This is a genomic window from Streptomyces sp. M41 (assembly GCF_043673425.1).
GTDB lineage: Bacteria > Actinomycetota > Actinomycetes > Streptomycetales > Streptomycetaceae > Streptomyces.
In genome coordinates, this window is record NZ_JBIMKE010000021.1 from 32589 (window position 1) to 59225 (window position 26637).

Annotated in this window: 24 protein-coding genes; 17 read left to right on the plus strand and 7 right to left on the minus strand. The window is 71.4% G+C overall.

Features of this window, described 5'->3' with window-relative positions; all coding sequences use genetic code 11:
* Positions 1–149: 149 nt before the first annotated feature.
* Positions 150–782, plus strand: coding sequence for a GntR family transcriptional regulator (locus ACHBTE_RS23935; RefSeq protein ID WP_394726105.1), 633 nt, complete (start codon positions 150–152; stop codon positions 780–782).
* Between the two features lie 319 nt (positions 783–1101).
* Positions 1102–3804: a pyruvate dehydrogenase (acetyl-transferring), homodimeric type gene (gene aceE / locus ACHBTE_RS23940; RefSeq protein ID WP_394726106.1), complete on the plus strand. Its 2703-nt coding sequence runs from the start codon at positions 1102–1104 to the stop codon at positions 3802–3804.
* Positions 3805–3908: 104 nt separating this feature from the next.
* Here aceE and ACHBTE_RS23945 read toward each other — a convergent pair whose 3' ends face one another.
* Both ACHBTE_RS23945 and ACHBTE_RS23950 read right to left on the minus strand, forming a co-directional pair.
* Positions 3909–4049: a methionine/alanine import family NSS transporter small subunit gene (locus tag ACHBTE_RS23945; protein WP_394726107.1), complete on the minus strand. Its 141-nt coding sequence runs from the start codon at positions 4047–4049 to the stop codon at positions 3909–3911.
* Positions 4049–5620, minus strand: coding sequence for a sodium-dependent transporter (locus ACHBTE_RS23950; protein WP_394726108.1), 1572 nt, complete (start codon positions 5618–5620; stop codon positions 4049–4051). Before ACHBTE_RS23950 ends, ACHBTE_RS23945 begins: the two co-directional genes overlap by 1 nt.
* A 135-nt stretch (positions 5621–5755) precedes the next feature.
* On the opposite strand from ACHBTE_RS23950, the gene ACHBTE_RS23955 reads away from it, so the two are divergent.
* The 3 genes from ACHBTE_RS23955 to ACHBTE_RS23965 all read left to right on the plus strand — a co-directional run bounded on the left by ACHBTE_RS23955 (position 5756) and on the right by ACHBTE_RS23965 (position 8557).
* Positions 5756–6730, plus strand: a complete 975-nt coding sequence (locus tag ACHBTE_RS23955) for a helix-turn-helix transcriptional regulator (RefSeq protein WP_394726109.1) — start codon at positions 5756–5758, stop codon at positions 6728–6730.
* 56 nt (positions 6731–6786) lie between these two features.
* Complete coding sequence (locus tag ACHBTE_RS23960; protein WP_394726210.1) at positions 6787–7305, plus strand: DUF4240 domain-containing protein; 519 nt, start codon at positions 6787–6789, stop codon at positions 7303–7305.
* A 124-nt stretch (positions 7306–7429) separates the two neighbouring features.
* Positions 7430–8557 (plus strand): lipid II:glycine glycyltransferase FemX, encoded by a 1128-nt coding sequence (locus ACHBTE_RS23965; protein ID WP_394726110.1) that lies wholly within the window; start codon positions 7430–7432, stop codon positions 8555–8557.
* A gap of 38 nt (positions 8558–8595) precedes the next feature.
* Here the strand turns inward: ACHBTE_RS23965 and ACHBTE_RS23970 are convergent, their stop codons facing one another.
* Positions 8596–9345 carry a peptidoglycan recognition protein gene (locus tag ACHBTE_RS23970; RefSeq protein ID WP_394726111.1) on the minus strand — a complete coding sequence of 250 codons (750 nt, stop codon included), beginning with the start codon at positions 9343–9345 and terminating at the stop codon, positions 8596–8598.
* Positions 9346–10796: 1451 nt separating this feature from the next.
* On the opposite strand from ACHBTE_RS23970, the gene ACHBTE_RS23975 reads away from it, so the two are divergent.
* A complete protein-coding gene (locus ACHBTE_RS23975) occupies positions 10797–11981 on the plus strand; it encodes a MarP family serine protease (RefSeq protein ID WP_394726112.1) in 1185 nt (394 codons plus the stop codon).
* Between the two features lie 78 nt (positions 11982–12059).
* On the opposite strand, the gene ACHBTE_RS23980 is transcribed toward ACHBTE_RS23975, so the two are convergent.
* Positions 12060–12560, minus strand: coding sequence for a GNAT family N-acetyltransferase (locus ACHBTE_RS23980; RefSeq protein WP_394726113.1), 501 nt, complete (start codon positions 12558–12560; stop codon positions 12060–12062).
* Positions 12561–12630: 70 nt separating this feature from the next.
* On the opposite strand from ACHBTE_RS23980, the gene ACHBTE_RS23985 reads away from it, so the two are divergent.
* The gene (locus tag ACHBTE_RS23985) at positions 12631–13527 is read left to right on the plus strand and encodes a TIGR01777 family oxidoreductase (protein WP_394726114.1); all 897 of its coding nucleotides are present in this window, start codon (positions 12631–12633) and stop codon (positions 13525–13527) included.
* A gap of 224 nt (positions 13528–13751) precedes the next feature.
* Positions 13752–15134 carry an NAD(P)/FAD-dependent oxidoreductase gene (locus ACHBTE_RS23990; RefSeq protein WP_394726115.1) on the plus strand — a complete coding sequence of 461 codons (1383 nt, stop codon included), beginning with the start codon at positions 13752–13754 and terminating at the stop codon, positions 15132–15134.
* Positions 15135–15265: 131 nt separating this feature from the next.
* Here ACHBTE_RS23990 and ACHBTE_RS23995 read toward each other — a convergent pair whose 3' ends face one another.
* Entirely contained in the window at positions 15266–16741 is a 1476-nt protein-coding gene (locus ACHBTE_RS23995; RefSeq protein WP_394726116.1) for a regulator, read from the minus strand.
* A 280-nt stretch (positions 16742–17021) separates the two neighbouring features.
* Between ACHBTE_RS23995 and lipB the strand changes: the two genes are divergently transcribed.
* From lipB to ACHBTE_RS24015, 4 genes are all read left to right on the plus strand, one after another.
* Complete coding sequence (gene lipB, locus ACHBTE_RS24000; protein WP_394726117.1) at positions 17022–17822, plus strand: lipoyl(octanoyl) transferase LipB; 801 nt, start codon at positions 17022–17024, stop codon at positions 17820–17822.
* Between the two features lie 94 nt (positions 17823–17916).
* Positions 17917–18903 carry a lipoyl synthase gene (lipA, locus tag ACHBTE_RS24005; RefSeq protein ID WP_394726118.1) on the plus strand — a complete coding sequence of 329 codons (987 nt, stop codon included), beginning with the start codon at positions 17917–17919 and terminating at the stop codon, positions 18901–18903.
* A 256-nt stretch (positions 18904–19159) separates the two neighbouring features.
* Entirely contained in the window at positions 19160–19360 is a 201-nt protein-coding gene (locus ACHBTE_RS24010) for a hypothetical protein (RefSeq protein WP_394726119.1), read from the plus strand.
* Between the two features lie 65 nt (positions 19361–19425).
* Positions 19426–20127 carry a DUF4191 domain-containing protein gene (locus tag ACHBTE_RS24015; protein WP_394726120.1) on the plus strand — a complete coding sequence of 234 codons (702 nt, stop codon included), beginning with the start codon at positions 19426–19428 and terminating at the stop codon, positions 20125–20127.
* Between the two features lie 109 nt (positions 20128–20236).
* On the opposite strand, the gene ACHBTE_RS24020 is transcribed toward ACHBTE_RS24015, so the two are convergent.
* Complete coding sequence (locus ACHBTE_RS24020) at positions 20237–20704, minus strand: RDD family protein (protein WP_394726121.1); 468 nt, start codon at positions 20702–20704, stop codon at positions 20237–20239.
* Between the two features lie 200 nt (positions 20705–20904).
* On the opposite strand from ACHBTE_RS24020, the gene glnA reads away from it, so the two are divergent.
* The 4 genes from glnA (at position 20905) to ACHBTE_RS24040 (ending at position 24375) form a co-directional block, all read left to right on the plus strand.
* Positions 20905–22314, plus strand: a complete 1410-nt coding sequence (glnA, locus tag ACHBTE_RS24025) for a type I glutamate--ammonia ligase (protein ID WP_394726122.1) — start codon at positions 20905–20907, stop codon at positions 22312–22314.
* A gap of 182 nt (positions 22315–22496) precedes the next feature.
* A complete protein-coding gene (locus ACHBTE_RS24030) occupies positions 22497–22766 on the plus strand; it encodes a hypothetical protein (protein WP_394726123.1) in 270 nt (89 codons plus the stop codon).
* A 104-nt stretch (positions 22767–22870) separates the two neighbouring features.
* Positions 22871–23788, plus strand: coding sequence for a zinc metalloprotease HtpX (htpX, locus tag ACHBTE_RS24035; RefSeq protein ID WP_394726124.1), 918 nt, complete (start codon positions 22871–22873; stop codon positions 23786–23788).
* A 2-nt stretch (positions 23789–23790) separates the two neighbouring features.
* Positions 23791–24375: a hypothetical protein gene (locus tag ACHBTE_RS24040; RefSeq protein ID WP_394726125.1), complete on the plus strand. Its 585-nt coding sequence runs from the start codon at positions 23791–23793 to the stop codon at positions 24373–24375.
* Positions 24376–24421: 46 nt separating this feature from the next.
* On the opposite strand, the gene ACHBTE_RS24045 is transcribed toward ACHBTE_RS24040, so the two are convergent.
* Positions 24422–24715 (minus strand): hypothetical protein, encoded by a 294-nt coding sequence (locus ACHBTE_RS24045; protein WP_394726126.1) that lies wholly within the window; start codon positions 24713–24715, stop codon positions 24422–24424.
* 234 nt (positions 24716–24949) lie between these two features.
* On the opposite strand from ACHBTE_RS24045, the gene ACHBTE_RS24050 reads away from it, so the two are divergent.
* Complete coding sequence (locus ACHBTE_RS24050) at positions 24950–26596, plus strand: alpha/beta fold hydrolase (protein ID WP_394726127.1); 1647 nt, start codon at positions 24950–24952, stop codon at positions 26594–26596.
* Positions 26597–26637 lie beyond the last annotated feature (41 nt).

Genomic DNA, 26637 nt, shown 5'->3' on the forward strand with positions numbered 1-26637 from the left:
GGGCGGGGGCACTGCCATGGGTGCGTGTAAGTCTCGTCTCACCTGCGTGAAAGCGCCCCCGTGCGCCCTTCCCGCGCGGCGTCGCGGCCGTATTGTCTAAACGTCAAAACGCCCCCGGGGGCCTGTGGGCCCCTCTGTAAGGAGCCCTCATGACCGCGCCCGTCATCCACTCGCTGCGCGAACAGATCCGCGAGCACATCCTCGAAGGGATCATCAGCGGGCGCTGGCAGCCGGGCGAGCGGATCGTGGAGCGGCGGATCGCGACCGAGCTGGAGGTCAGCCAGACGCCGGTGCGGGAGGCACTGCGGGAGCTGGAGTCGCTGCGGCTGATCGAGTCGGCGCCCAACAAGGGCGTCCGGGTACGGAGTCTGACCGCGGCCGACCTGGAGGAGAGCTACCCCGTCCGGGCCGGTCTGGAGGCCATCGCCGCGGAGCTTGCGGCCGAGCGTCTCGCGCAGGACTGCTCGGCCCTGGAGCCGCACGTCAGCGCCCTGTACGAGGCCGACCGCAACTCCGACGGCACGGCTCAGGTGCGGCACACGGTCGCCTTCCACCGCGAGATGGTGCGGGCGGCGGGCAACTCGGTGCTGCTGCACACCTGGGAGGGGCTGGGCATCGAGGTGTTCACGGCCCTGTCCATCCGGTGGCTGGGCACGGTGCAGCAGTCGTACGCGGAGGAGCACGAGGAGCTGGTGGCCGCGTTCCAGCGCCGGGATCCGCGTATCGCGGAGCTCGTGAAGGCACATGTGCTCGGGTGCGCGCCCCGGCACGAGGAGGAGTAGCGCGAGCGCGGGGAGCGCGCCCGAACACCGGAGCGCACCCCCGCTCAGACGCGCTCTCACCTGCGAGAACCGACACCGGAACGGTCACCCGGTGCCACCGTCGGAGGCACCGGGTGCCGACTTTCTCGTGATCAAGAGGTTTTCGCCCTCTTCCCTTTGATCGATCATCGATCAGGGGGTTATTGTCGCCGACGGACCACGCGGCGGTAGCCGCAAGGTGTCACAGCACCGAGGTCTCCGCCCTGTCCTGCCAAAGACAAAGGGCACCCCCGAACCCTTACCGATGAGGGAACCCCCTTCGACTGAGGAAGGCGGCGACATGACCGACCCCAACGCCATCCAGCCGAGCGCGCTCGACCAGCTCCCCGACCGCGATCCGGAGGAGACCGCCGAATGGCAGGCCTCGCTGGACGCGGTCGCCAAGGCGGCCGGGCCGCACCGTGCCGCGTACCTGATGCGCCGCACGCTGGAGCGGGCCGAGGGCACCGGCATCGCGCTGCCCAAGCTTCTCGAGACCGACTACGTCAACACCATCCCGACCGGCGCCGAGCCGTCCGTGCCCGGTGACGAGGAGATGGAACGCCGGATCACCGCGTGGAACCGCTGGAACGCGGCCGCGATGGTGACCCGCGGCTCCAAGTACGGCGTCGGCGGCCACATCGCCACCTTCGCCTCGGCCGCGTGGCTGTACGAGACCGGCTTCAACCACTTCTTCAAGGGCAAGGAGGCCGACGGCTCCGGCGACCAGCTCTACATCCAGGGCCACGCCTCCCCCGGCATCTACGCCCGTGCCTTCCTCGACGGCCGGCTGAACGAGCAGCACCTGGACAACTTCCGCCAGGAGTCCGCCGGCAACGGCCTGCCGTCGTACCCGCACCCCCGCCGCCTGCCCTGGCTGTGGGAGTTCCCGACGGTGTCCATGGGCCTCGGCCCGCTCTCGGCCATCTACCAGGCCCGCTTCAACCGCTACCTCACCAACCGCGGCATCAAGGACGTCTCCGCGTCCCACGTGTGGGCGTTCCTCGGTGACGGCGAGATGGACGAGCCCGAGTCCACGGCGGCACTCGCCCTGGCCTCCCGCGAGGGCCTGGACAACCTGACCTTCGTCATCAACTGCAACCTGCAGCGCCTCGACGGCCCGGTCCGCGCCAACTTCAAGATCGTGCAGGAGCTGGAGGCCCAGTTCCGCGGCGCCGGCTGGAACGTCGTCAAGACCCTGTGGGGCACGGCGTGGGACGAGCTGTTCCAGCTCGACACGACCGGCGCGCTCGTACGCCGACTGCGCGAGGTACCCGACGCCCAGGTGCAGACGTACCAGACCCGCGACGCGGCCTACATCCGCCAGGACTTCTTCGGCAAGGACCCGGAGCTCGCCGAGATGGCGAAGCTGCTGAGCGACGACAAGATCCTGGAGTGCTTCCACCTCTCCCGCGGTGGTCACGAAGCGCGCAAGGTGTACGCCGCCTACAAGGCCGCCGTCGAGTTCAAGGGCGCGCCGACCGTCATCCTGGCCCAGACGGTCAAGGGCCACACCCTCGGCGAGGGCTTCGCGTCGAAGAACGCCAACCACCAGATGAAGAAGCTCTCGGTGGACGAGTTCAAGGCGATGCGTGACCTGCTGGAGCTGCCGATCTCCGACGCGCAGTTCGTCGACGGGGTCGTCCCCTACGGCCACCCCGGCGCCGACTCCCCCGAGGTCCGCTACCTCCAGGAGCGCCGCGCGGCCCTCGGCGGCCCGGCCCCGGCCCGCCGCGTCCACCCGGTGGCGCCGCTGCCCGCGCCCGCCGAGAAGGCGTTCGCCTCCTTCGACAAGGGCTCCGGCTCCCAGAACGTGGCCACCACCATGGCCTTCGTGCGCCTGGTCAAGGACCTGGTCCGCGACAAGGAGTCCGGCAAGCGCTGGGTGCCGATCGTCCCCGACGAGGCGCGCACCTTCGGTATGGAGAGCCTCTTCCCGTCCCTGGGCATCTACTCCCCCAAGGGCCAGACCTACGAGCCGGTCGACCGCGACCAGCTGATGTACTACAAGGAGGCCAAGAACGGCCAGATCCTCAACGAGGGGATCACCGAGGCCGGTTCGATGGCCGACTTCATCGCCGCGTCGACCGCGTACTCCACGCACGGCGAGACGATGATCCCGTTCTACATCTTCTACTCGATGTTCGGCTGGCAGCGCACGGCCGACCAGATGTGGCAGCTCGGCGACCAGCTCGGCCGCGGCTTCCTCGTCGGCGCCACGGCCGGCCGTACGACGCTGACGGGCGAGGGCCTCCAGCACGCCGACGGCCACTCCCCGGTGATCGCGGCGACGAACCCGGCCGCGCTGACCTACGACCCGGCCTTCGCCTACGAGGTCGCGGCGATCGTCAAGGACGGTCTGCGCCGGATGTACGGCGAGGCGGCGCCGGGTGAGGACCAGGACGTCTTCTACTACCTCACCGTCTACAACGAGCCGATGCCGCAGCCCGCGAAGCCCGCGGTGGACGGGGTCGACCAGGGCATCGTCAAGGGCCTGTACCGCTTCAACACGGCGGAGTCGGCGGGCCTGTCCCCGGCCGCGAACGCCCCGCGCATCCAGCTCCTGGGCTCCGGCACGGCGATCCACTGGGCCCTGAAGGCGCAGCAGCTGCTCGCCGAGGAGTGGGGCGTGGCCGCCGACGTCTGGTCGGCGACGTCCTGGACGGAGCTGCGCCGGGACGCGCTGGAGGCCGACGCGGCGCTGCTGCGCGGCGAGGAGCGGGTGCCGTACGTCCGTCAGGCGCTCCAGGGCGCCGAGGGCCCGGTGCTGGCGGTGTCCGACTACATGCGCCAGGTGCCGGACCAGATCGCGCAGTGGGTCGAGCAGGACTGGTCCTCGCTGGGCGCGGACGGCTTCGGCCTCTCCGACACCCGCGAGGCCGCCCGCCGCCACTTCGGCGTCGACGCCGAGTCGATCGTCGTCGCGGCCCTGGCCCAGCTCGCCAAGCGCGGCGAGGTCAAGGCGGCGGCCGTGAAGGAAGCGCGGGAGAAGTACGGCCTGTAGGAAGGCTGAGTACCACTTCGGTGAAGTTCGGCACCGCCGGGCCGCACACGCGGTCCGGCGGTGCCGCATTCTGTCTCGGCTCCCTCGGCGGAGGGCCGCCCGGTCTACTCCGCGGTCGGGATGCCCTTCTCGTCCGGCTCCGGTCCCGGGTCGGGAAGCCGGCGGAGCCGGACGATGGCCAGGATCAGACCGCCCCAGACGATGACCATGGCGATGATCATCATCACGACTGCGCTCGTGGACATCAGTGGTCCTCCTCTCCGTGCCGGTCCTGCTTTCGCCGCCGGGCCTCGGCCTCGTCCGCGGTCTTCAAGTCCAGGTCGGTCAGCCCGCCTTCGGCCGTCTTCCACGGGATCAGCGAGAGCAGCACACCGACCACCAGCGCCCCGATCGCCACGCTCCAGCCCGCTCCCAGCAGGAAGCCGGTGGAGTAGCCCTCGTAGTTCTCCTCGAACTCCTTGCGCAGACTGTCGACCATCATCCAGCCCAGGACGACCGGGGTGATGAGGCCGAGGCAGATCCGCCACCAGTGGCCGAGGCTCACGGCGGAGGTGGCGTCGGCGTCCCGTTGGAGTTCGGGCAGCTTCCGCATCAGCCAGGCCACCGCGATCACACCGACGAGCGCGGCGAGCGCGATGCCGTACTGGTTGATGAAGTGGTCGGAGGCGTCGAGCAGGTAGACGCCCTCGTTGGTCGGGAACAGCAGGATGGACGCGACGGCCACGGCTCCGCCGAAGATGAACACGGCGGGGAGTCGGTGCATGCCGGTGCGGTCCTGCACGGCGGAGACGACCACCTGCACGATGGAGATCAGCGAGGTGAGTCCGGCGATCACCAGCGACAGGAAGAACAGGACGCCGAACAGTCCGCCCAGCCACATCTCGGAGATGATCGTCGGGAATGCCACGAAGGCCAGGCCCAGCCCCGCGGTCGCCACGTCGCCGACCGGTACACCCGCGTTCTGCGCCATGAAGCCCAGTGCGGCGAACACCCCGATACCGGCGAGGATCTCGAAGGAGCTGTTGGCGAATCCGGCGACCATGGCGGAGCCGGTGAGGTCGGAGCGGCGCCGCAGATACGAGGCGTACGTGATCATGATGCCGAAGCCGATCGACAGCGAGAAGAAGATCTGGCCGTAGGCGGCCACCCACACGCTGCCGTCGTCGAGCTCGGACCAGTCCGGCGTGAAGAAGGCGTCCAGGCCCTCGGCGGCCCCGTCCAGCGTGATCGACCGCACCACCAGGGCACCGAAGAAGATCACCAGCAGCGGGATGAAGATCTTGTTCGCCGTCTCGATGCCCCGCCGGACACCGAACGCCAGGATGCCCAGCACCACCACCCAGACGGCGATGAGCGGCCACAGGACCCCGGAGACATACCCGGAGACGAAGCCGGGTTCGTCGGCGGCCTTGAGGAAGGTGCCGAAGAGGAAGCCCTCCGGATCGTCACCCCAGGCCTGGTCGGCGGCGAACCCGACGTAGCGGACCGCCCAGGCGATGATGACCGCGTAATAGGTGGCGATCACGAAGGAGATCGCCACCTGCCACCAGCCGAGCACCTGCGCGGGACGGGCCATCTGCCGCAGCGCCGCCGGGGGTGAGGTCCGGTACTTCCGGCCGATCGCGTACTCCATGATGAGCAGGGGGATGCCCGCCGTGAGCAGGGCGATGAGATACGGCAGCAGGAAGGCGCCGCCGCCGTTGTCGTAGGCGACGGCCGGAAAGCGCCAGATGTTGCCGAGCCCGACGGCCGAGCCGATCGCCGCCAGCAGGAATCCCGTTCGTGTGGCCCATTGCTCACGGGGCTGTTTCGCCATGTGTCTGCCTCCGTCGACGGACTCCCTGGGGGGCACTGAATCTGTGATCACGACCTGGCTCGACGCTAGCCCGGTGCCTTGCCGGCCACCGGATGGGTACGCCCGGAAAGGTGACGGCCGGGCAGAATGGAGGCCATGCGTGCCGCTCGGCTGATCAAGATGGTGCTGCTGCTCCAGTCCCGGCCGTCCATGACGGCCGCGGAACTGGCCCGGGAGCTCGAGGTGTCGGAGCGGACCGTCACGCGGGACGCGCAGGCGCTGTCGGAGGCCGGCGTGCCGGTGTACGCGGACCGGGGACGGGCCGGCGGATACCGGCTGATCGGCGGTTACCGGACGCGGCTGACGGGACTGCAGCGCAGCGAGGCGGAGGCCCTGTTCCTGAGCGGGGTTCCGGGGGCGCTCAGGGAGATGGGACTGGAGGACGCCGCTTCGGCGGCGCGGCTGAAGGTGTCCGCGGCGCTGCTTCCCTCCGTGCGCGACGCCTCCCGGACCGCGGGGCAGCGGTTCCATCTGGACGCGCCGAACTGGTTCAAGGAGCCCAGCACGCCGGCGTTGCTGCCCGCGGTCGCGGACGCGGTGTGGGACGACCGGCGGATCGTCGCGCTGTACCGGAGGGGCGAAGGCGAGGTCGAGCGGGAGCTGGAGCCGTACGGGCTCGTGCTGAAGGCGGGTGTCTGGTACCTGTGCGCGCGGGTCGTCGGGCACGGCTCCTTCCGGGTCTACCGGATCGACAGGTTCACGGCGGTGGACGCCGACTCGGAGCGGTTCGCGCGGGACGAGGAGTTCGATCTGCCCGCCTTCTGGCAGGAGCGGGCGGAGCAGTTCGCACGGTCCGTCCTGCGGGCGGAGGTCGTGGTGCGGCTCTCCGCGGAGGGGACGCGGCGCCTGCGGTACGCCGTGGATCCGCAGTCGGCCCAGGAGGCTCTGGCAACGGCCGGCGAAGCCGGCGAGGACGGCAGGGTGACGGTGACCCTGCCGGTGGAGTCCGAGGAGGTCGCCCACACACAGCTGGCCATGCTGGGGCCGGAGGTCGAGGTGCTGGCGCCACGAACCCTCCGGGAGAGGTTCGCCGAGGATGCCCGGCGGCTGGCCGCGCTGTACGGGACATAACAATCCGCCGCACTCCACGTGCGTCCCCCTCCCCCAGGGCCGATGCTGGACCCGTGATGGACGAGACGGAGTTCTGGGAGCTGATCGACGGGACCCGCGAGGCCGCCGAGGGCGACCCCGAGGAACAGGCCGACCTGCTTCTGGACCGTCTCCTGGGGCTGGATCCGGACATGGTCCTGGACTTCGCCCGTCACTTCGAGGCCCGCTACAACCGCGCGTACACCTGGGACCTCTGGGCCGCCGCCTGGGTCCTGCTGGACGGGGCGAGCGACGACGCGTTCGACTTCTTCCGGTGCTGGCTGATCGGCCAGGGCCGCGAGCTGTACGAGGGCGCGGTGCACGAGCCCGACTCGCTGGCCGACCTGCTGGACGACTTCGACGAGGAGTTCGACGGCGACGGCGAGGAGCTCGGCTACGCCGCCGACGAGGCGTACGAACAGCTCACCGGCACCGTCGCCCCCGACCTCGGCATCGCGCCCGCACCCGCGGAACCCGCGGGTAGGCCGGTGGACTTCGAGAACGAACGGGCGCTGGCGGAGCGGCTGCCCAAGCTGTGGGACCGGTTCAAGGACTGAGCGGGGCGTGGGGCTGAGGGGGGAGCTGTTCGGCCGCGCGTCGGCGGGTGTTCGCCCATGAGCTCTTGACCGGCGCGGTGATCCCCGGCTTACGGTGGCCGCCCCGACCAGGAGTGCCCTGCCCATGACCAGCCTGTTCGTGCGGGAGATACCGCGCGCGGAACATCTCGCCCGGCTGCGGCGGCACCCTGACACGAGCCATCTCCAGATCCCCGAGTGGGGCGATGTGAAGGCCGGCTGGCTGCCGGAGAGCGTCGGCTGGTTCGAGGGCGGGGAACTGGTCGCGACGGCACTGGTCCTGTACCGGCCGCTACCGGGAACCCGGCGCTATCTGGCCTATCTCCCCGACGGGCCCGCGATCGACTGGCGCGCCCCACGCCTGGACCACTGGCTGGATCCACTCGTCGCCCACCTGAGGAAGATCGGGGCGTTCTCGGTCCGGATCGGCCCGCCCCTCGTCGTACGTCACTGGGACGCGGCCACCGTGGCGGCGGGCATCGCCGACCCGGACGTACGGCATCTGCACGATCTGCCCGGGGCGGGTGTCGACGGATACGCGCTGGACGTCGCGGAGCGGCTGGCGCGGCTCGGCTGGCGGCGGTGCGAGGAGGACCGGGGCAGCGGGTTCGGGCCGGGGCAGCCGCGCTACGGCTGGGAGATCCCGTTGGCCGGGCGCTCGGCCGAGGAACTGCGCGGCGCCCTGGCACCGCACTGGGAGCAGGCCCTGCGCACGGCCCAGGAGGCGGGCGTCCGGGTCGCCTGGGGGTCGGCCGCGGACCTGCCCGAGTTCTACCGCCTGTATGCCGCGACCGCCGCCCACGACGGCTTCAAGGCCCGCCCGCCGGAGTACTTCCAGCGCATGTGGCAGGCGCTGAACGCCGAGGACGACGACCGGCTGCGCCTGTATCTCGCCGAGCACGACGGCGAGGTGCTCTCCGCGGCCCTCATGATCAATGTCGGTTCGCGGGTCTGGCACTCGTACGCCTCGTCCGGCCGTCGCGGACGGCAACTGCGGCCCAGCAGCGCGCTGTTGTGGCGGATGCTGACCGACGCGCGGGCGGCGGGTGCGCAGACGTACGACCTGCGGTCCATCACGCCGAACCTCAGCGAGGACCGGCTGCTCGGGCGGCTGCGGTTCAAGGCGGGCACGGGCGGCCGGGCGGTGGAGTACCTCGGGGAGTGGGAACTGCCGGTGGGCAGCCAGGGCAGGGTGCTCCAGCGGGCGCTGGGGGTGTATCTGGGGCGCAGATGACGCCGGGGACCCGGCGGGCGGCGGGACGGCTCCGCTCGCTACGGGGTCCTGCCCTGGAGGCGGGCCGCCAGCTCCCTGATCCCGGGCAGCTGTGCGGTGAGGGCGGCGCCGGGGCAGCTGGTCATGTAGCCCTCGTTGTGGCCGGCGAGGGCGGGGAACGCCGCGGCGGTGCCGGCGGCGTAGCGGCTCTGGCTGTTGCTGGAGGTCAGGCGGACCCGGGTGCGCGGGTCGGTGTCGGTGAGGCCCAGTTTCCAGGCGGCCAGCGCGGCGATCGAGTCGGTCATCGCCTTCGGGACGGGCACACCGGCGGTGAAGGTGCCGAGGGCGGCGATGCCGCTGGTGCGGTGGTTGAAGCCCTGGGTGTGGGCGCCGGTGACGGGGCGGTCGATGCCGCCCGCACGGCCCTCGTAGATGGTGCCGCAGCGGTCGACGAGGAAGTTGTAGCCGATGTCGTCCCAGTCCCGGGAGCCGGTCTGGCCGGTGTACAGGTAGCGGATGATGCGGGGTACGTCGGCGCAGTCGTAGCCGTTGGGCGAGTCGGTGTGATGCACGAAGACGGCGACGACCTGGTCGTCGTAGCGCGGGGGCGGCTGGGCGCGCCGGGTGTCGTCGTCCATCCAGGCCGACCGCGGCACGATGTGCGGCCGGGGCGCCCGATGCTCGGCGGCGGGCCGCACCGCCTCCGCCCGCACGGCCGTCCCGACCACGTCCTCGACCCCACGGGCACACAGCACCAGCGCGAGCGCGGCGGCCAGACCGGGCACACACCCGAGCAACACGACCAACACACCGGGCAGCCCCCATGCGGGAGGCGCCCCGCCCCCACGCCGCAGCTGGAACCTACGGCCCCGCCGCCCGGCCCCGACCACGACGGCGGGCGGCCCTTGGACGCCGGGCTCCCCCCGCACCGCTGCGGTCTCGCCACGGAAGGAGGGCGACTCGCCCCGGGCAGACGGCGGCTCGCCTCGAAGAGACGACGACCCGCCCCGGGCAGACAGCCACTCACCCCGCGCAGACGACGGCTCACCCCGGGCAGTCGGTGACTCAGCCGGGGCAGCCAGCGGCTCACCTCGGGACGACGGCTCGCCCCAGGCAGACGGCCGCTCACCCCGGGCAGCCAGCGACTCACCCCGCGCAGTCCGCGACTCAGCCGACGCAGATGGCCGCTCGCCCCGGAGAGACGACGACCCACCCCGGGCAGACAGCCACTCACCCCGGGCAGCCAGCGACTCACCCCGCGCAGTCCGCGACTCAGCCAACGCAGACGGCTCCTCGCCCCGAGGAGACGACGACCCGCCCCCGGCAGACAGCCACTCACCCCGGACAGACGCCCGCTCGCCCTGCGCAGCCGGCGACTCACCCGACGCAGACGGCTCCTCACCTCGGGGCGACGACTCGCCCCGGGCTGACCGCCGCTCGCCCTGCGCAGTCGGCGACTCACCCGACGCAGACGGCTCCTCACCTCGGGGGGACGACTCATCCCGCGGAGACAGCCGCTCACCCCGGGCAGCCAGCGACTCACCCCGCGCAGACGACGGCTCACCCCGGTCCGACGGGCGGCCCCGGGCAGATGACTCGCCCCGCGCGAACGACAGCTCACCCCTGGCAGACGGCTGATCGCCTCGGGAAGACGACAGCTCACCCCCGGCAGACGGCTGATCGCCTCGGGAAGACGACGGCTCACCCCGGTCATCCGACGGCTCGCCTCGTGCAGTCGGCGGCTCACCCCGGGCATCCGACGACTTATCACGGGCGGAAGGCTGCCCGCCCCGCCCAAGCCGTTCCTCCGGGCCCTCCTGCGGCGTCCGTGCGTCGCCAGGTGTGCCGGGGCCCTGCGGTGGCCCTCCGGTGGCCGCGGCGACCGCGGGCGCGCCACGCCCCGCCTCCCGCGCCCGGCCGCTCCCGGCGCCCGGGGCGCTTTCGGTGCCCCCGTCGGCCGCGTCCGTCGTCCCCGGTGTTCGCGCAGCCCACGGTATTCGTACGGCACGTGGTCTTCGTCTCCCCCGTGTTCGTCGGAAGACCCTTCGGGTGGCCCGTCGGAAGACACGCATGGTCCTACTGTCCGACGGATCCCGTCCGCCCGCGATGTGTGTCGTGACACTCCGTGGAACCATCGTCCCGGTCCGGGGCGTTTCTCCTGGTGCACGCAGCGTGGCCGGTTCCCGCCGCGCGCGTGCGCGGACTGATCGACGAACGCCGCATGTGCGTACTAGGGGATCCGAGAGAAAGGCGGACCGGCGTGGACCTGCTCGACATCCTGCTGTTGCTGGTGATCCTGGCCTACGCGGCATCCGGCTACCGGCGGGGACTGGTGGCCGGCTGTGTCTCCCTGGCCGGTTTCGTCGGCGGCGCGGTGATCGGCGTCTGGATCCTGCCGTGGATGATGGACCTGGTCACCCCGGGCACCACCCGGGCGACCGTGACCGCGGTGCTCACGGTGCTGGTCCCGGCGGTGCTGGCGCACGAACTGGCCGGCCGGCTGGCCCTGCGGCTGCGCCGGGAGCTGGACCGCGGTCCGCTCAGGGTCGCGGACGGGGTCGGCGGGGCCGTGGCGAACTCAGTGGCCGTGTTGATCGTGGCCTGGGTCGCGGCCAGCGTTCTCGCCGCGTCCTCCTCACCGCTGCTGACCTCGGCCATCCGCGACTCCCGGCTGCTCGGCACCGTGCAGGACGCGATGCCGGACACCACTCCGGCCTGGTTCTCGCGGGCGACCTCCGCGCTCACCGAGGCCGGCTTCCCGCAGGTCTTCAACCCGTTCGAGAACGAGTCGACGGCCGAGGTCGCCAAGCCCACCGGCGACAGCGTCACCGCGGCGGCGACGAACGCCGCCAAGCTCAGCACCGTCAAGATCGAGGGCGTCTCGGGCACCCAGGGCCGCGAGGGCAGCGGCTTCGTCTACGCCCCCCGGCATGTGATGACCAACGCCCATGTGGTGGCCGGCATCGACGAGCCCGGCGTACGCGTCGGCGGGGTCGGGCGGTCGTACGAGTCACGGGTGGTGCTCTTCGACCCGCAGCGGGACGTGGCCGTGCTGTACGTCCCCGATCTGCGCGCGCCGGTCCTGGAGTTCGACGACGAGGCCACCCGGGGCGACGTGGCCGTGGTGGCGGGCTATCCGCAGGACGGCGCCCTGGACCTCCAGGCGGCGACGGTCGCGAACCGCGTGCGGGCGACGGGGCAGAACATCTACAGCGACGAGACCGTCACCCGCGAGATCTACTCGATCCGTTCCACCGTCCGCCCCGGCAACTCCGGCGGCCCGCTGCTGACCACCGACGGCAAGGTGTTCGGCGTCGTCTTCGCCCGCTCCACCTCCGACGCCGAGACCGGCTATGTCCTGACGGCGGCCGAGGTCGCCTCGGACGCCAAGCGGGCGGCGACCGCGACGGCAGCGGTGGACACGGGGGATCTCGTCACGTCGTGAGACGAGGGTGGGCCGCCTTCAGTGCTCGGCCTTCAGATGCTCGGCCTTCAGATGCTCGACCGTCAGCTGCTCCGCCCCTCAGACGCTCCGCCCCATGAGCACGTCGTCCACATAGGCCCCGTCCAGGAAGAACTCCTCGGGCAGTACGCCCTCCACCACGAAGCCCTCGGCCTCGTACAGCTTGCGGGCCGGGGTGTTGTGCCCGAGCACGCGCAGGGTGAGCCGGCGGGCGCCCCTGCGGCGGGCCTCCTCGACGGCCGCGCGGATCAGGGCGCGCCCCACGCCCCGCCCGCGCGCCTCGTCGCAGACGGCGAGGCCCTGGATCTGCCGGACATGTGCGTTGCAGGCGAGCGGGGTGGCGAGGGCGAGCCGGATGTAGCCCACGATGCGCCGGTCGAGCTCGGCGACCAGATAGTCGTCGGGGACGTGACGCTCGTCGAAGAAGGGCCCGTACGGCGGCTGCGGCTCGGGCATCACCGCGTGCAGCGGCGACCAGGTGGCCCGGTCGAGGTGGGACAGCTCCTCCTCGTCGTCCGGCAGGGCGGTACGTATGCGCGGCGGCTGGTGCGGTACTGACATGGGCGTCACCCTATGACCGAGGTACGGGAATCCAGCCTGGATTTTCGCCCGGCGGAGGCAGGATGAGGGCATGCAACCTTCGAGGATCGCGGTGGCCGGCGCATCCGGTCTCATCGGCGGCGCACTGGTCCGCTCCCTGGTCGCCGACGGGCACGAGGTGGTGCGCCTGGTGCGCCGGGAGCCCCGGTCCGGCGACGAGGTGCGCTGGGACCCGGAGGGGTCGTACGTGGACGCGGCGGGGCTCGAGGGGTGCGACGCCGTGGTCAATCTGGCCGGGGCGAACGTGGGCTCGCGGCGCTGGACCGAGGCGTACAAGGCGAAGCTGAGGAAGGGCCGGGTGCTGGGCACGGCGGCGCTCGCGGAGGCGATGGCCGCCCTCGACAAGCCGCCGCGGGTCTTTGTGAACGGCAGCGCGATCGGCTTCTACGGCGACACCGGGGAGCGTGCCGTCGACGAGAGCGCCCCGCCCGGTGAGGGCTTCCTGCCCTCGCTGGTGGTGGAGTGGGAGGGTGCCGCGGCGCCCGCTCGGGAGGCCGGCGTCCGGACGGTGTTCCCGCGCACGGGGCTGGTGGTGGCCCGCCACGGGGGCGCCTGGGGGCGGCTGTTCCCGCTGTTCCGGGCGGGGCTCGGCGGGCGGCTGGGGGACGGTCGGCAGTACTGGTCGTTCGTCTCGCTGCACGACGAGGTGGCCGCGATCCGGCATCTCATCGAGCGGGACGATCTGTCGGGCCCGTTCAATGTGACCGCCCCCACACCGCTGACGAACCATGAGATCACCGAGGCGATGGGGCGGGTGCTGCGCCGGCCGACGCTCTTCGCGGTTCCGGCGCCCGTGCTGCGGTCCGTGCTCGGCGAGCTGGCCGGTGACGTGCTGGGCAGCCAACGCGTCCTGCCCGCACGGCTGTTGGAGTCCGGGTTCACCTTCGCCTTCCCGGAGATCGAGAGCGCGATCCGGGCGGCCCAGTGAGTGCCCGTACAGGCAGACCAGCGAGTGCCCGTATGGGCAGACCGGTGAGTGCCCGTATGGGCGGCCGGTGAGTGCCCGTATGCGACCGCTGTGCGACCGTGCTCTGTCCATGCGCGACTGTTCCTGACCGATCACGGCCCTAACCTCGACCCGAACTCGGGTATCCCCGGAGCCAGTTGGGGGCATGACGTCTCCACCGGCCGCGCAACCTCGAGGAGGGGCACGTGCTTGAGCCCACGTACCAGGCGGACGTCGTCATCGTGGGAGCCGGGGTCGCCGGACTCTCCGCGGCGCATCGGCTGACCAGCGCAGGAGTAACGACCGCGGTCCTGGAGGCCGCCCCGTACGCGGGCGGCCGGATGTCGACCGAGAAGATCGACGGGTTCCGGCTCGACCGGATCGGCCAGCTCCTGTCGACCTCGTATCCGGAACTACGTCCGACAGCCGGGCTCGACGCGTTCGCGCTGCGCCCCTTCGCGCCGGGCGTACTGCTGCACAGCGACGGCCGCCGGCATCGCGCGGGCGCATTCGCCCCTCCGGGGAGCGCACGGCGCGCAAGGGGCGCACTCCATGCGGTGCGCGCCCTGGCGAGCGCCCCTCGGGGCTCGTCGGTGCGCGGCTCTCAGGGGCCGACGTCCCTGCCCCGGGTGCGCCCGAGCGCCCCGCTCGGTACCGCCGTCGATCAGGCCCGGCTCGGCGCCGCCCTCGCCCGCCTCGGCTCCGCGCCCGTCGAACGGCTGCTGGCCCGCCCCGAGTTGCCGGCCGCGCAGGCCCTGGCGGCGCGGGGCATCCCGGCGCGCACGATCGACGGCTTCCTGCGACCGCTGCTCGCCGCCCTGCTGTGCGACCCGGAGCTGACGACGTCCAGCCGATGTGCGGATCTCGCCCTGCGGGCCTTCGTGAGCGGCCGGCTGTGTGTGCCCGAGGGAGGCGCCGAGGCGCTCCCCGAGCAGCTGGCACGCGCGCTGCCGCCGGGCACCGTGCGCACCGGGGTGCGGGTCACGTCGGTCGCGACGACATCGGTGACCACCGCGGAGCACGGTGAGATCCGCTGCCGGGCGGTGCTGCTGGCGACCGACGCCCGCACCGCGGCCGAACTGCTGCCGGGCCTGCGCGTGCCGGACTTCCACCCGGTGACGGTCGTCCACCACACCACCGACGAACCGCCGTCCACCGGCGCCTCGCTGCTGCTCGAGGCCGACCGGGGCGGTCCGGTCTCCCATACGGCGGTGCTCAGCGAGGTCGACCCGAGCCGGGCGCCGGCGGGCCGGACGCTGGTGTCGTCGACGGTGCTGGGAACACCGCCGCCCGACATCGACACGGCCGTCCGGATGCACCTGGCCCGCCTCTACGGCACGTCCACGGCCCGCTGGGAGACCCTCGCCGTGCACCACACGCCGCAGGCCGTCCCCGCGATGCGCCCGCCGCACGACCTGCGCCGCCCGGTGCGGCTGATGGCGGGCCTGTACGTGTGCGGCGACCACCGCGACACCAGCACGGTCCAGGGCGCCCTCCACTCGGCCCACCGGGCCGCCGCGGCGATCCTGACGGACCTGGGCGCGGCGGGCTCACTGCACCGCGCGGAGCCCCTGCGGGCGGCAGCCTGAGACGGACGCCCCGCGGGCCGCGGGTTCAGCCACGCGCCCGCGGGCCGCGGTACAACCACGTCGGCGACGCCACGAACCGAGCGCGAAGGGGCGGGCAACCCACCGCAGCCACGGCGCCACGCCCCCTCGCACTACCCCAGCGCCGCCACCTTGTCGCGATACCCCCGCACCGGAGCCGCGTCCCGGTACGGCTCCAGCCGCCGCTCGAAGTCCTTGACGTACTCGATCGCCCGTACGGACCGCATCTCCGAGGCCTGTCCGGCGGCCTCCGCACCGAGTGCGCATGCCTGGTCCAGCTCGCCGAGGCCGAGGCGGGCGGAGGCGAGGACGACCCGGCAGAAGAGGCGGCTGCGGGCGTACGCGGGGGCGCGCAGTTGCAGAGAGCGCTCGGCGTGCTGGGCCGCCGCGCGGAACTGCTGGAGGTCGCGGTGGCAGTGGCCGAACTCGTCGGCGAGCTGCGCCTCGTCGAAGAAGCGCGCCCAGTACGGGACGTCGTCGCCGGGCCGGGCGGCTTCGAGGGCGCGTTCGGCCCGCACGAGGGAGGCCGTACAGGCGCGTACCTCGCCCAGTACGCCGTGCCCGCGCGCCTCGCACGCGTGCAGCAGGGCCTGCACGACCGGCGGGGCGCTGGTGCCCACCCCCTGCTGGGCCACCCGCGCCAGCTGGACGGCCTCGCGGCCGTGCGCCAGATAGACGGCCTGGCGGCTCATCGTGACCAGGACGTAGGAGCCGTACGGCCGGTCCCCGGCCGCCTGCGCCAGGCGCAGCGCCTGTACGAAGTACCGCTGGGCGAGCCCGTGGGCTGCGATGTCGTACGAGGTCCAGCCCGCGAGCCTGGTCAGGTCGGCGGCTGCGGCGAACAGCTTGCGGCCGGTCTGCTCGCCGTAGGTGCCGCGCAGCATCGGCTCGCACTCGTGCTCCAGGTAGCGCACGAGGGCCTGGCGGGCGTGGCCGCCGCCGTACATGTCGTCGAGGGAGCGGAACAGCTCGCCGACGGAGCGCAGCGCCGCGATGTCCCCGCCGGTGACCTTCTGGCCGGGCCCGCGCTCGGCCTGGCCGCGTCGGCGGTCCACGGCGGCCACCTGTTCGAGCACGGACGGGAACTTGCCGGGCGCGGACCGGCCCTGGGCCGGGATGCGGGCGACCGGCTCACCCCGGGCGACCTTCTCGTCGGCCCGGCCGATCAGCCAGTCCCGGCTGGGCACGACGAGTCCGGCCGGGGTGAAGGCGATCTTGCGCAGCTCGGCATGGCTGCCGGAGTCCTTGCGCCACAGGCCGCTGACGATGTCGACGGCCTCCTCCGGGGTCGCGGCGAACTCCAGCCCGGCGTACACCGGCGCGCAGGCGTCGAGGCCGAGGTCCTGGGCGGTGAGCCGGCGGCCGAGCCGGCGCGTGAAGACCTCGGCGATCAGGGCCGGGGTGGTGCCGCGCGGCTGCTGTCCGCGCAGCCAGCGGGTGACCGATGTCTTGTCGTATCTCAGATCAAGCCCGTGTTCGAGGCCGAGCTGGTCCACCCGGCGGGCGAGACCCGCGTTGGAGAATCCCGCTTCTGCGATGAGCGCGGCGAGCTGGCGGTTGGGAGTGCGCTGCGCGGGTCGTTCCGTCATCTGCGGTGCGGTCTCCTGCCTTTCGGGCCTCGCGGGGCCGTTGTGGCCGCTGAGTGCCCGGATTGCCGTTGAGCAGCCCTTTTGGCCTCTCGAACGGCGCGAATGTAGCGGAGAGTAAGCAGCCGATCGCACATTACGCCGCCCATTCATCCGATCGTGTGAGGATTGCCCTACTGGGCTGACGCGAGGCCGGAAGGCGTCACCCGAACGAGGCGGTCGTACAGTGGCGTGGGCACGCTTCGTGCCTTACGACCTTCTAGGGCTTCCAGGGAGGCTTGCCGTGGGTGAGTTGCGGTTCGTGCGCATGGGATTCGGCGGGGACGCCGTCGAGTACCAGGAGGCGTGGGACGAGCAGCGCCGGGTGCACGCGGCACGGTTCGCGGACGAGATCCCCGACACGGTCCTGCTGCTCGAACACCCCCCGGTCTACACGGCGGGCCGGCGCACGGCGGACAGCGAGCGGCCTCTGGACGGCACGCCGGTCGTGGACGTGGACCGCGGCGGCAAGATCACCTGGCACGGCCCGGGTCAGCTGGTCGGCTACCCGATCCAGAAGCTGCCGCGCCCCGTGGACGTCGTGGCCCATGTACGGCGACTGGAGGACGCCCTGATCCGCACCTGCGCGGAGTTCGGCCTGGAGACCACCCGGGTCGAGGGCCGCAGCGGCGTATGGGTCCTCGGCGACCCCGTGGAGCGGCGTCCGGCGCCCGGCGGTCTCTCGCTGGACTTCGACCCCCGCCTCCAGGACGAGGAGTTCGACCCGCGTCTGAACGGCCCCGAGTACGCCCCCTCCAACGCCGGCCAGCGGCGCGAGGACCGCAAGATCGCGGCGATCGGGATCCGGGTCGCCAAGGGCGTGACGATGCATGGCTTCGCCCTGAACGTGAACCCCGACAACAAGTGGTTCGACAAGATCATCCCGTGCGGCATCCGGGACGCGGGCGTCGCCTCGCTCGCGGCCGAGCTCGGTCGTGACGTCACGATCGAGGAGGTGCTGCCGGTCGTCGAGCGGCACCTGCGGGACGTACTTCAGAACGCGGACCTCAGGCCACGGGAGATCGAGAAGCAGCCGGCGGCATAAACGGGCCCATGGAGGGGCTGACACCCACGCAGGCATTCAAATCCACGGGCGTACCCTTGAGGGCGCCGAAGAATCAATCGCTAGGGAGCCGGTCGTGTCCGCAGTCTCACCCGACGGACGCAAGATGCTGCGCCTGGAGGTCCGCAACAGCCAGACCCCCATCGAGCGCAAGCCCGAGTGGATCAAGACCCGGGCGAAAATGGGTCCCGAGTACACCAAGATGCAGAACCTCGTGAAGAGCGAGGGCCTGCACACGGTCTGCCAGGAAGCCGGCTGCCCGAACATCTATGAGTGCTGGGAGGACCGCGAGGCGACCTTCCTCATCGGCGGCGACCAGTGCACCCGGCGCTGCGACTTCTGCCAGATCGACACCGGCAAGCCCGAGGCGCTCGACCGCGACGAGCCGCGCCGGGTCGGCGAGTCCGTGGTCACCATGGACCTGAACTACGCCACCATCACCGGCGTCGCCCGCGACGACCTGCCCGACGGCGGCGCCTGGCTGTACGCCGAGACCGTGCGTCAGATCCACCAGCAGACCGCCGAGCGCGAGGCCGGCCGCACCAAGGTCGAGCTCCTGGCCCCCGACTTCAACGCCGTCCCGGAGCTGCTCCAGGAGGTCTTCGCCTCCCGCCCCGAGGTCTTCGCGCACAACGTCGAGACGGTGCCCCGGATCTTCAAGCGCATCCGCCCCGGCTTCCGCTACGAGCGCTCCCTGAAGGTCATCACCGAGGCCCGCGACTACGGCCTGGTCACCAAGTCCAACCTGATCCTCGGCATGGGCGAGACCCGCGAGGAGATCAGCGAGGCGCTCCGGCAGCTGCACGACGCCGGCTGCGAGCTCATCACCATCACGCAGTACCTGCGCCCGAGCGTGCGCCACCACCCCGTGGAGCGCTGGGTCAAGCCGCAGGAGTTCGTGGAGCTCAAGGACGAGGCCGAGCAGATCGGCTTCTCCGGTGTGATGTCCGGCCCGCTGGTGCGGTCCTCCTACCGTGCCGGGCGGCTCTACCAGATGGCCGTGGAGCAGCGTCAGGTCGCCGCGCCGCAGCAGCTCGGCTACGTGGCCTCGCAGGCCGTCTGATGGCACGCAGTGCCACCATGACCATGTGAACCTGCGCACAAGCGACTTCTCCTCGGCAGTCGTCGATCGACGCGGTCCTGGACGTCCCCGCAGATAGGGGGGCCGTCAGGGCCGCGTCAAGCATTTCGGGCCGGGCGTCAAGGTTTCATCGGTGTTTGACCGGTCGGTCACGCCCTGGTAACACCAATCAGTGACCCTGGTTGTACACCCCGTGCACAACCCACCCGAGCCATCATCCCGAGGGGGGACCTCCACCATGCAGGCCGCGCCCGTTCGCGCCACCGCCATCCCGTCGTTCGCCACTGCACTGCGTGCCGTCGAGTCGCTGCTGATGAGCAGCGGCCATCGCACCGCCCGCCGCAACGCCTGGACGTCCGTGCTGGAGGACCGCCGTCGCGCCAAGGACCGGGTCGAGGCACAGCGCGTCCTGGACCAGGCGACCTCGGTCCACCCCTGACCTCTCGCCGCCTTCCCACGGCACTGCCGTCGTCGGCACTTGTGGGGCCACGTAGACTTCGTGGCATGGCGAGGAAGGAAACCGCAGCGGACGCTGCGAACCCCGGGCGACTGAAGCAGATCGCTCTGACCTACAAGATGACCCGCAAGGCCGACAAGAAGATCGGTCTTGTACTCGCGGCAGTCGGAATCGTCACCTTCGGTGTCTTCCTCGCGATCGGTTTCTTGATCGGTCACCCCATCTATCTCGGCATCCTGGGCCTCCTGCTCGCCTTCCTCGCGACGGCGATCGTGTTCGGGCGCCGGGCCGAGCGGGCCGCCTTCGGGCAGATGGAGGGCCAGCCGGGCGCCGCCGCGGCCGTGCTGGACAACATCGGCAGGGGCTGGAACACGACCCCCGCGGTGGCGATGAACCGCAGCCAGGACGTGGTCCACCGGGCCGTCGGCAAGGCCGGCATCGTGCTGGTCGCCGAGGGCAACCCGAACCGGGTGAAGACGCTGCTGGCCGCCGAGAAGAAGAAGATGAACCGCATCGTCGCGGACGTGCCGGTGCACGATCTGATCGTCGGTGTCGGTGAGGGTCAGGTCGAGCTGAAGAAGCTGCGGACCACCATGCTGAAGCTGCCCCGCGTGCTGACCGGCCCCCAGGTGACCGCCACCAACGACCGGCTGAAGGCCATGGGCGACCTGATGAGCAACATGCCGCTGCCCAAGGGCCCGATGCCCAAGGGCATGAAGCTGCCGAAGGGCGGGCCCAGGGCCCGCTGAGTCTCCTCGGTGCGCGAAAGTCTCCTCGTACGAGAAAGGGGGCGCCCGGTTCACACCGAGCGCCCCCTTCGTCGTACGACAGACCCTGGAGGCGGACGTACGGCAGACCCTAGAGGCGGACTTCCACGGTGCCCGCGAGGCGGTCGTGCAGGCCGCGGCCGTCGCGGTCCCAGATCAGCGCCGGGACGGCGAGGCACAGCAGGGCCGTGCGCAGCAGGGCGCGCAGCGGGTTGACGGTGCCGGTCGCCAGGGTGACCACGCGGAGGCCGAAGAGGCGCTTACCGGGAGTGAAGCCGACGGTGCCGACGGTCAGGGCGCTCATCAGGAAGAAGACGAGCAGGGCCCAGTTGCCGGTCGTCTGGGTGTAGTCGTCGGTGATGAGACCGTATGCGATCAACATGCACAGACCCCAGTCCACGGCGATCGCACCGAGCCGCCGTCCCGGGCGGGCGATGGAGCCCGGCCCCTCCTCCGGCAGGCCGAGCTGCCGGCCCCTGTATCCGAAGTCGACACCTGCGTCCTCGGCCGCCGCGCGGGGGCCGGAGAGCCAGGATCCGATTGCTTGCCTCTTGTCCACGCGACCACGGTACTGTGCCCGTTTTGCGATGTGGACACGTGGGGTGAGGTACGGGATGTCCGGTTAACGTGTGCGAAACAAATGGGTCACGCCCGAGAAATCACCCGTCCCTAGGGTCGAGTGCAGCGTGTGCCACCGCACTGGCCGCACGAACGAACTACCACCCCGGGCGAGGACGGTCCGGGAGTAGGAGGAGCTGGATGTTCCAGAACGCCGACGAGGCCAAGAAGTTCATCGCGGACGAGGACGTCAAGTTCGTCGACGTCCGGTTCTGCGACCTGCCGGGCGTCATGCAGCACTTCACGGTGCCCGTCGAGGCGTTCGACGCGGACGAGGAGCTCGCCTTCGACGGATCGTCGATCCGTGGTTTCCAGGCCATCCACGAGTCCGACATGGCGCTGCGCGCGGACCTGTCGACCGCCCGGGTCGACCCGTTCCGCCGTGACAAGACGCTCAACATCAACTTCTTCATCCACGACCCGATCACCGGCGAGCAGTACAGCCGTGACCCGCGCAACGTGGCGAAGAAGGCCGAGGCCTACCTTGCCTCCACGGGTATCGCGGACACCGCGTTCTTCGGTCCGGAGGCCGAGTTCTACGTCTTCGACAGCGTGCGCTTCAAGACGTCCGAGAACGAGTCCTTCTACCACATCGACTCCGAGGCGGGCGCCTGGAACACCGGTGCCCTCGAGGACAACCGTGGTTACAAGGTCCGCTACAAGGGCGGTTACTTCCCGACCCCGCCGGTCGACCACTTCGCCGACCTGCGTGCCGAGATCTCCCTGGAGCTGGACCGCGCCGGCCTGAAGGTCGAGCGCCAGCACCACGAGGTGGGCACCGCCGGCCAGGCCGAGATCAACTACAAGTTCAACACGCTGCTCGCCGCCGCCGACGACCTCCAGCTCTTCAAGTACATCGTGAAGAACGTCGCCTGGCGCAACGGCAAGACCGCGACCTTCATGCCGAAGCCGATCTTCGGTGACAACGGCTCGGGCATGCACGTCCACCAGTCGCTGTGGAGCAACGGCTCCCCGCTGTTCTACGACGAGGCCGGTTACGCGGGCCTGTCGGACATGGCCCGCTACTACATCGGCGGCATCCTCAAGCACGCCCCGTCGCTGCTGGCCTTCACCAACCCGACGGTGAACTCCTACCACCGTCTGGTGCCGGGCTTCGAGGCGCCGATCAACCTGGTGTACTCGCAGCGCAACCGCTCCGCCGCGATGCGTATCCCGATCACCGGTTCCAACCCGAAGGCCAAGCGCGTCGAGTTCCGCGCGCCGGACTCCTCGGGCAACCCGTACCTGGCCTTCTCCGCGCTGCTGCTCGCGGGCCTGGACGGCATCAAGAACAAGATCGAGCCGGCCGAGCCGATCGACAAGGACCTCTACGAGCTGGCTCCCGAGGAGCACGCCGGCGTCGCGCAGGTCCCGACCTCCCTCGGCGCCGTCCTCGACCGTCTCGAGGCCGACCACGAGTTCCTGCTCCAGGGCGACGTCTTCACCCCGGACCTGATCGAGACGTGGATCGACTACAAGCGCTCGAACGAGATCGCTCCGCTCCAGCTGCGTCCGCACCCGCACGAGTTTGAGCTGTACTTCGACGTGTGAGCCGAAGCTCGCTCTGACGAAACCGAGGCCCTCGGCCACGCCGCGCGCGTGGCCGAGGGCCTTTGTCACCCCGACCGAGTACCGGAGCCGGTTCCACCGCTGACGCCGGACGGCCCGCGCAGGGGGCACGAGCACGGGCGTATGTTCTATTCTGCTGGTGGGACGACACGGGGGTGGACGGGATGCCGGAGCGCGAACACGACGATCAGGAACGCGAGTTCGACCTCAGATGGGCGGACAGCGCCGAGCACAAGGAGCCCTCGGCCCGGGCCCGTATGCTCGCCGCGCGCTGGAAGGACAACCCGCCCGGTCCGGTTCCGTTCCGCGGTGAACCCGACCATGTCGCGCGCCGGCACCGCCGCTCCGGCTGGGTGTCCACCGTCGTCGTGTTCGGCTGCGTCGCCGGGGTGATCCTGCTGCTGGGCTGGATCAACTTCCGCGCGGCCCACTAGGCGGGGCTCCGCGGCGGGCGTCGCCGGGCGGGCGGGAACGGTCGGACATCCCGGGTGCACACTGGGCAGTGGGACGAGTGCCTGAGTGCCCGGGGTGGTGTGAGATGCAGAGCCGCTTCCGCAGTGATCGCCGGTTGACCGCCCGTATGGCGGTCACGCTGTTCCTGCTCGGGTTGTTGTACGTGGGCTTCGTGGCCGCGCTGATCGTGCTGCTGAAGTCCTGGATCCTGGTCGTGGTGATCGCCGCCGCGCTGCTGGGCGCCCAGTACTGGTTCTCCGACCGGGTCGCGCTGTTCGCGATGCGCGGGCGGGTGGTGGAGCGGGCGGAGTATCGCGAGCTGCACGGCGTGGTCGACCGGCTGTGCGCCCTCGCCGACATGCCGAAGCCCGTGGTCGCCGTGTCGGACATGGAGATGCCGAACGCGTTCGCCACCGGCCGCAATGCCGATCACGCCGTGGTCTGTGTGACCACGGGACTGCTGCGCCGGCTGGAGCCGGACGAGCTGGAGGGCGTCCTCGCGCACGAGCTGTCGCATGTGGCGCACAAGGACGTCGCCGTGATCACGGTCGCCTCGTTCCTTGGGGTGATCGCGGGGCTGATCGTGCGGTTCGCCTTCTACTCGCAGCTGTTCGGCGGCGGGCGCCGGGACCAGAACACCGCGGTCGCCCTTGCCGTGGTGATGGGTGTGTCGGCCGCCGTGTACGCGATCAGCTTCCTGCTGATCAGGGCCCTGTCGCGGTACCGGGAACTGGCCGCCGACCGGGCCGCGGCGCTGCTCACCGGACGGCCCTCGGTGCTGGCCTCCGCGCTCACCAAGGTCTCCGGCGACATCGCCCGGATCCCCACCAAGGACCTGCGCACGGCACAGGCCTTCAACGCCTTCTACTTCACCCCCGCCCTCGGCCGGACGCCGGGCATCTCGCGGCTGTTGTCGACCCACCCGAGCCTGGAACAGCGGCTCGACCAGCTGGGGCGGATCTCCACCGAGCTGGGCGAGGCGGCGGCGCCGGGAGGGGCGTGAGCATGGGACTGCTGGACATCCTGCTCGGCCGTACGAAACCGGCCGCACCCGATCTCGACCAGCTGTTCGGACTGCCCTCGGCGGCGATCACCCTGGAAGCGGCGGCAGGGTTCCGGCCGACCGGGAGCGGGGCGGTGTGCTTCGCGGCGGTCGAGGGCGCGGCCTTCGAGCAGACGCACCACGAGGTGCAGGCGCTGCTGGACGCGGACGCCGGGCGCGACGGCCGGCCGGTGGAGCCTGCCCGGGACGGCTACGGCTACTCCTGGCTGGTCTCCCGGCGCGGCCCCGCGCAGCTCCCGGAGCTGGTCAACGATCTGCACGCGGTGAACACCGCGATGGAGGCCAACGGCTTCGGACCGCAGCTGCTGTGCTCGCTCGCCGGGTTCGAGGACGACGAGGGCAGCCGGCTCGCCCTCGTCTACCTCTACAAGCGCGGCACCTTCTACCCGTTCGCCCCGCTGACCGGCACCGCGGAGCAGCGGGACAACGCGCTGGAGCTGAGGGTGAAGGCGGCCCTCGCGAGCGACCTGCGGATCGAGCAGGACCTGAGCCGCTGGTTCCCCGTCTGGGGTGCCCCCGGTCTGTGACCAGGGGCACCCGGTCACAGGCCGGGGGTCAGTGGCCCGGCCGGTCTCACTTGCTCTTCTCGCGTTCCTGACGGCGGGCCTCCAGGGGGCGCTCGCGGCGGTAGCGGCGCTCCCACTTGGCCTGCATGTCACGGCGGTCGCGGTAGGCGCGGTAGTCCGCGGGCATGGCACCCCCTGACGGGCCTCCCCCGGCTCCCCCGGCTCCGCGGCTCGATGCGGTGGAGTCCCGGCCGTAGCGCAGGTACAGGAACAGCACCGCGACCGCGGCCAGCCAGTAGATGTGGTTTCCGAATCCTAGAATCACCAGGACGACAGTCCCGGACATGACGATGGTGCCCATCACGGGCCTCCGTGAACGTGGGTCGAATCTGGATCTCGAGCGGTGACCGATGTCCCGACGGGGCGCTGGGGGAAGGACGACCGTCCGTCGGTGCGTAGAGACTAGCCCCGAGTCCGCGGGGTGACGCCTGCCCTGCGGGAAGCGGCGCGAGCTGCTCCGTTACGCGTGTCCAGCGTAGGGATCCGGTCACCGGCGGTGCATCTCCTTTTCCCGTGACACAAGTGCCGTGAATGAATGGGGCACATGACCGAGCTCTCCTCATTCACATGCGCCCACGACGGCGAACTGCTCAGCGGTGTGTACGGCGGTGACGCCGCCGGCCCCGGGGCGGCCACCGTCGTTCTGCTGCACGGCGCGGGCAACGGCACCAAGGACCGGCTGCTCCCGCTGCTCACCGAGTTCGTCTCCCGGGGCTGCCGCGGGCTCGCCTTCGACTTCTCGGGGCACGGCGAAAGCACGGGCGAACTGCGGGAGTTGAGTCTGCGGCGGCGACTGGAGCAGGCGGTCGCCGTGATCGACGCGCGGGTGCCGGCCGGCGGGCCGCTGATCGTGGTCGGGTTCAGCATGAGCGGGCAGACCGTGGCGGACGTCGTCGCGCACTACGGGCGGCGTGTGGTGGCGGTCGGGCTGTGCGCGCCCGCGGTGTACGCCGAGGAGGCGTGGGAGGTGCCCTTCGGGGAGGGCGAGGGGCGGTTCAGCGAGATCATCCGCCGGCCGGACGGCTGGCGCGGGGCGCCCGCGCTCGATGTGCTGCGGTCCTACGAGGGGCGTGCGGTGCTCGCGGTGCCGGGGACGGACGCGATCATCCCGCCGGCGGTGACGGAGGCGGTACAGGACGGGCTGGCGGCGCACGCCCAGTTCAGCCGGTTCGACGTGCCGGACGCCGAGCACATGCTCGGGCTGTGGTTCGAGGAACACGCCGAGGACCGGCGGGAGTTCGTGACGGCCGTGCTGGCCGGGCAGGGGGACGGGGGCTGGACGGCCACCAGGGCCTGGCTCGCCAAGCAGCTGCCGCAGGGACGGACGGTCACCGACACGGCCTTCTCGAAGGGCGGTTGGAGCTCGCAGATACGGCGGCTCACCCTCGACGACGGCACGCGGCTCGCCCTGCGCACCTTCGTGAAGCCCTTCTTCCGCAAGCATGCGCCGGGACTGCTGACCCGGGAGGCGGAGGTCCTTACGCTGCTCGCCGGGCGGCCGGACGTCCCCGCACCGCGGCTGATCGCCGTCGACGCCACGGCCGAGCACTGCGACCATCCGTCGCTGCTGATGTCCCTGCTGCCGGGCCGGGTACGGGTCGACGAGGACGAACTGGACCGTCGCCTGGATCTGCTGGCGGCCCAACTGGTGGCCGTCCACCGGGTCGTACCCGCGGAGCGCCCACGGACGTACCAGGCGTGGACCTCCCCCGAGCGGGTGCAGGCACCGGGCGGGGCGCTGTGGGAGCGGGCCGTGGACGTGCTCCGCCGCGAGCCCCCCGCATACGAGGGCTGCTTCCTGCACCGGGACTTCCACCCCGGCAACGTGCTGTTCGACAGCGCGGGCGGGCAGCTGCGGATCAGCGGGGTCGTCGACTGGGTGGAGACCTCCTGGGGCCCGGCCGACCTCGATGTCGCCCACTGCTCCACGGCTCTCGCGCTGCTGCACGGCCCCCGCTACGGGCTCGGCTTCCGGCAGCGCTACGAGGCCCACGGCGGACGCCGGCTCGCCGACACCGGCGACCATCTGTACTGGCGGCTGCTGGACGCCCTGGCCTACGCCCCCGACGCGGCGAAGCTCGCGGGGCCGTGGCGGGAGCTGGGGCGCACGGATCTGACGCCCGAGGTGCTGGGCGAGCGGCTGGCGGCGTATGTGACCGGGCTGCTGGAGCGGTACGGCTGACACGGCCCGGTACGGCTGACACGGCCGGTCAGCTGGCACGG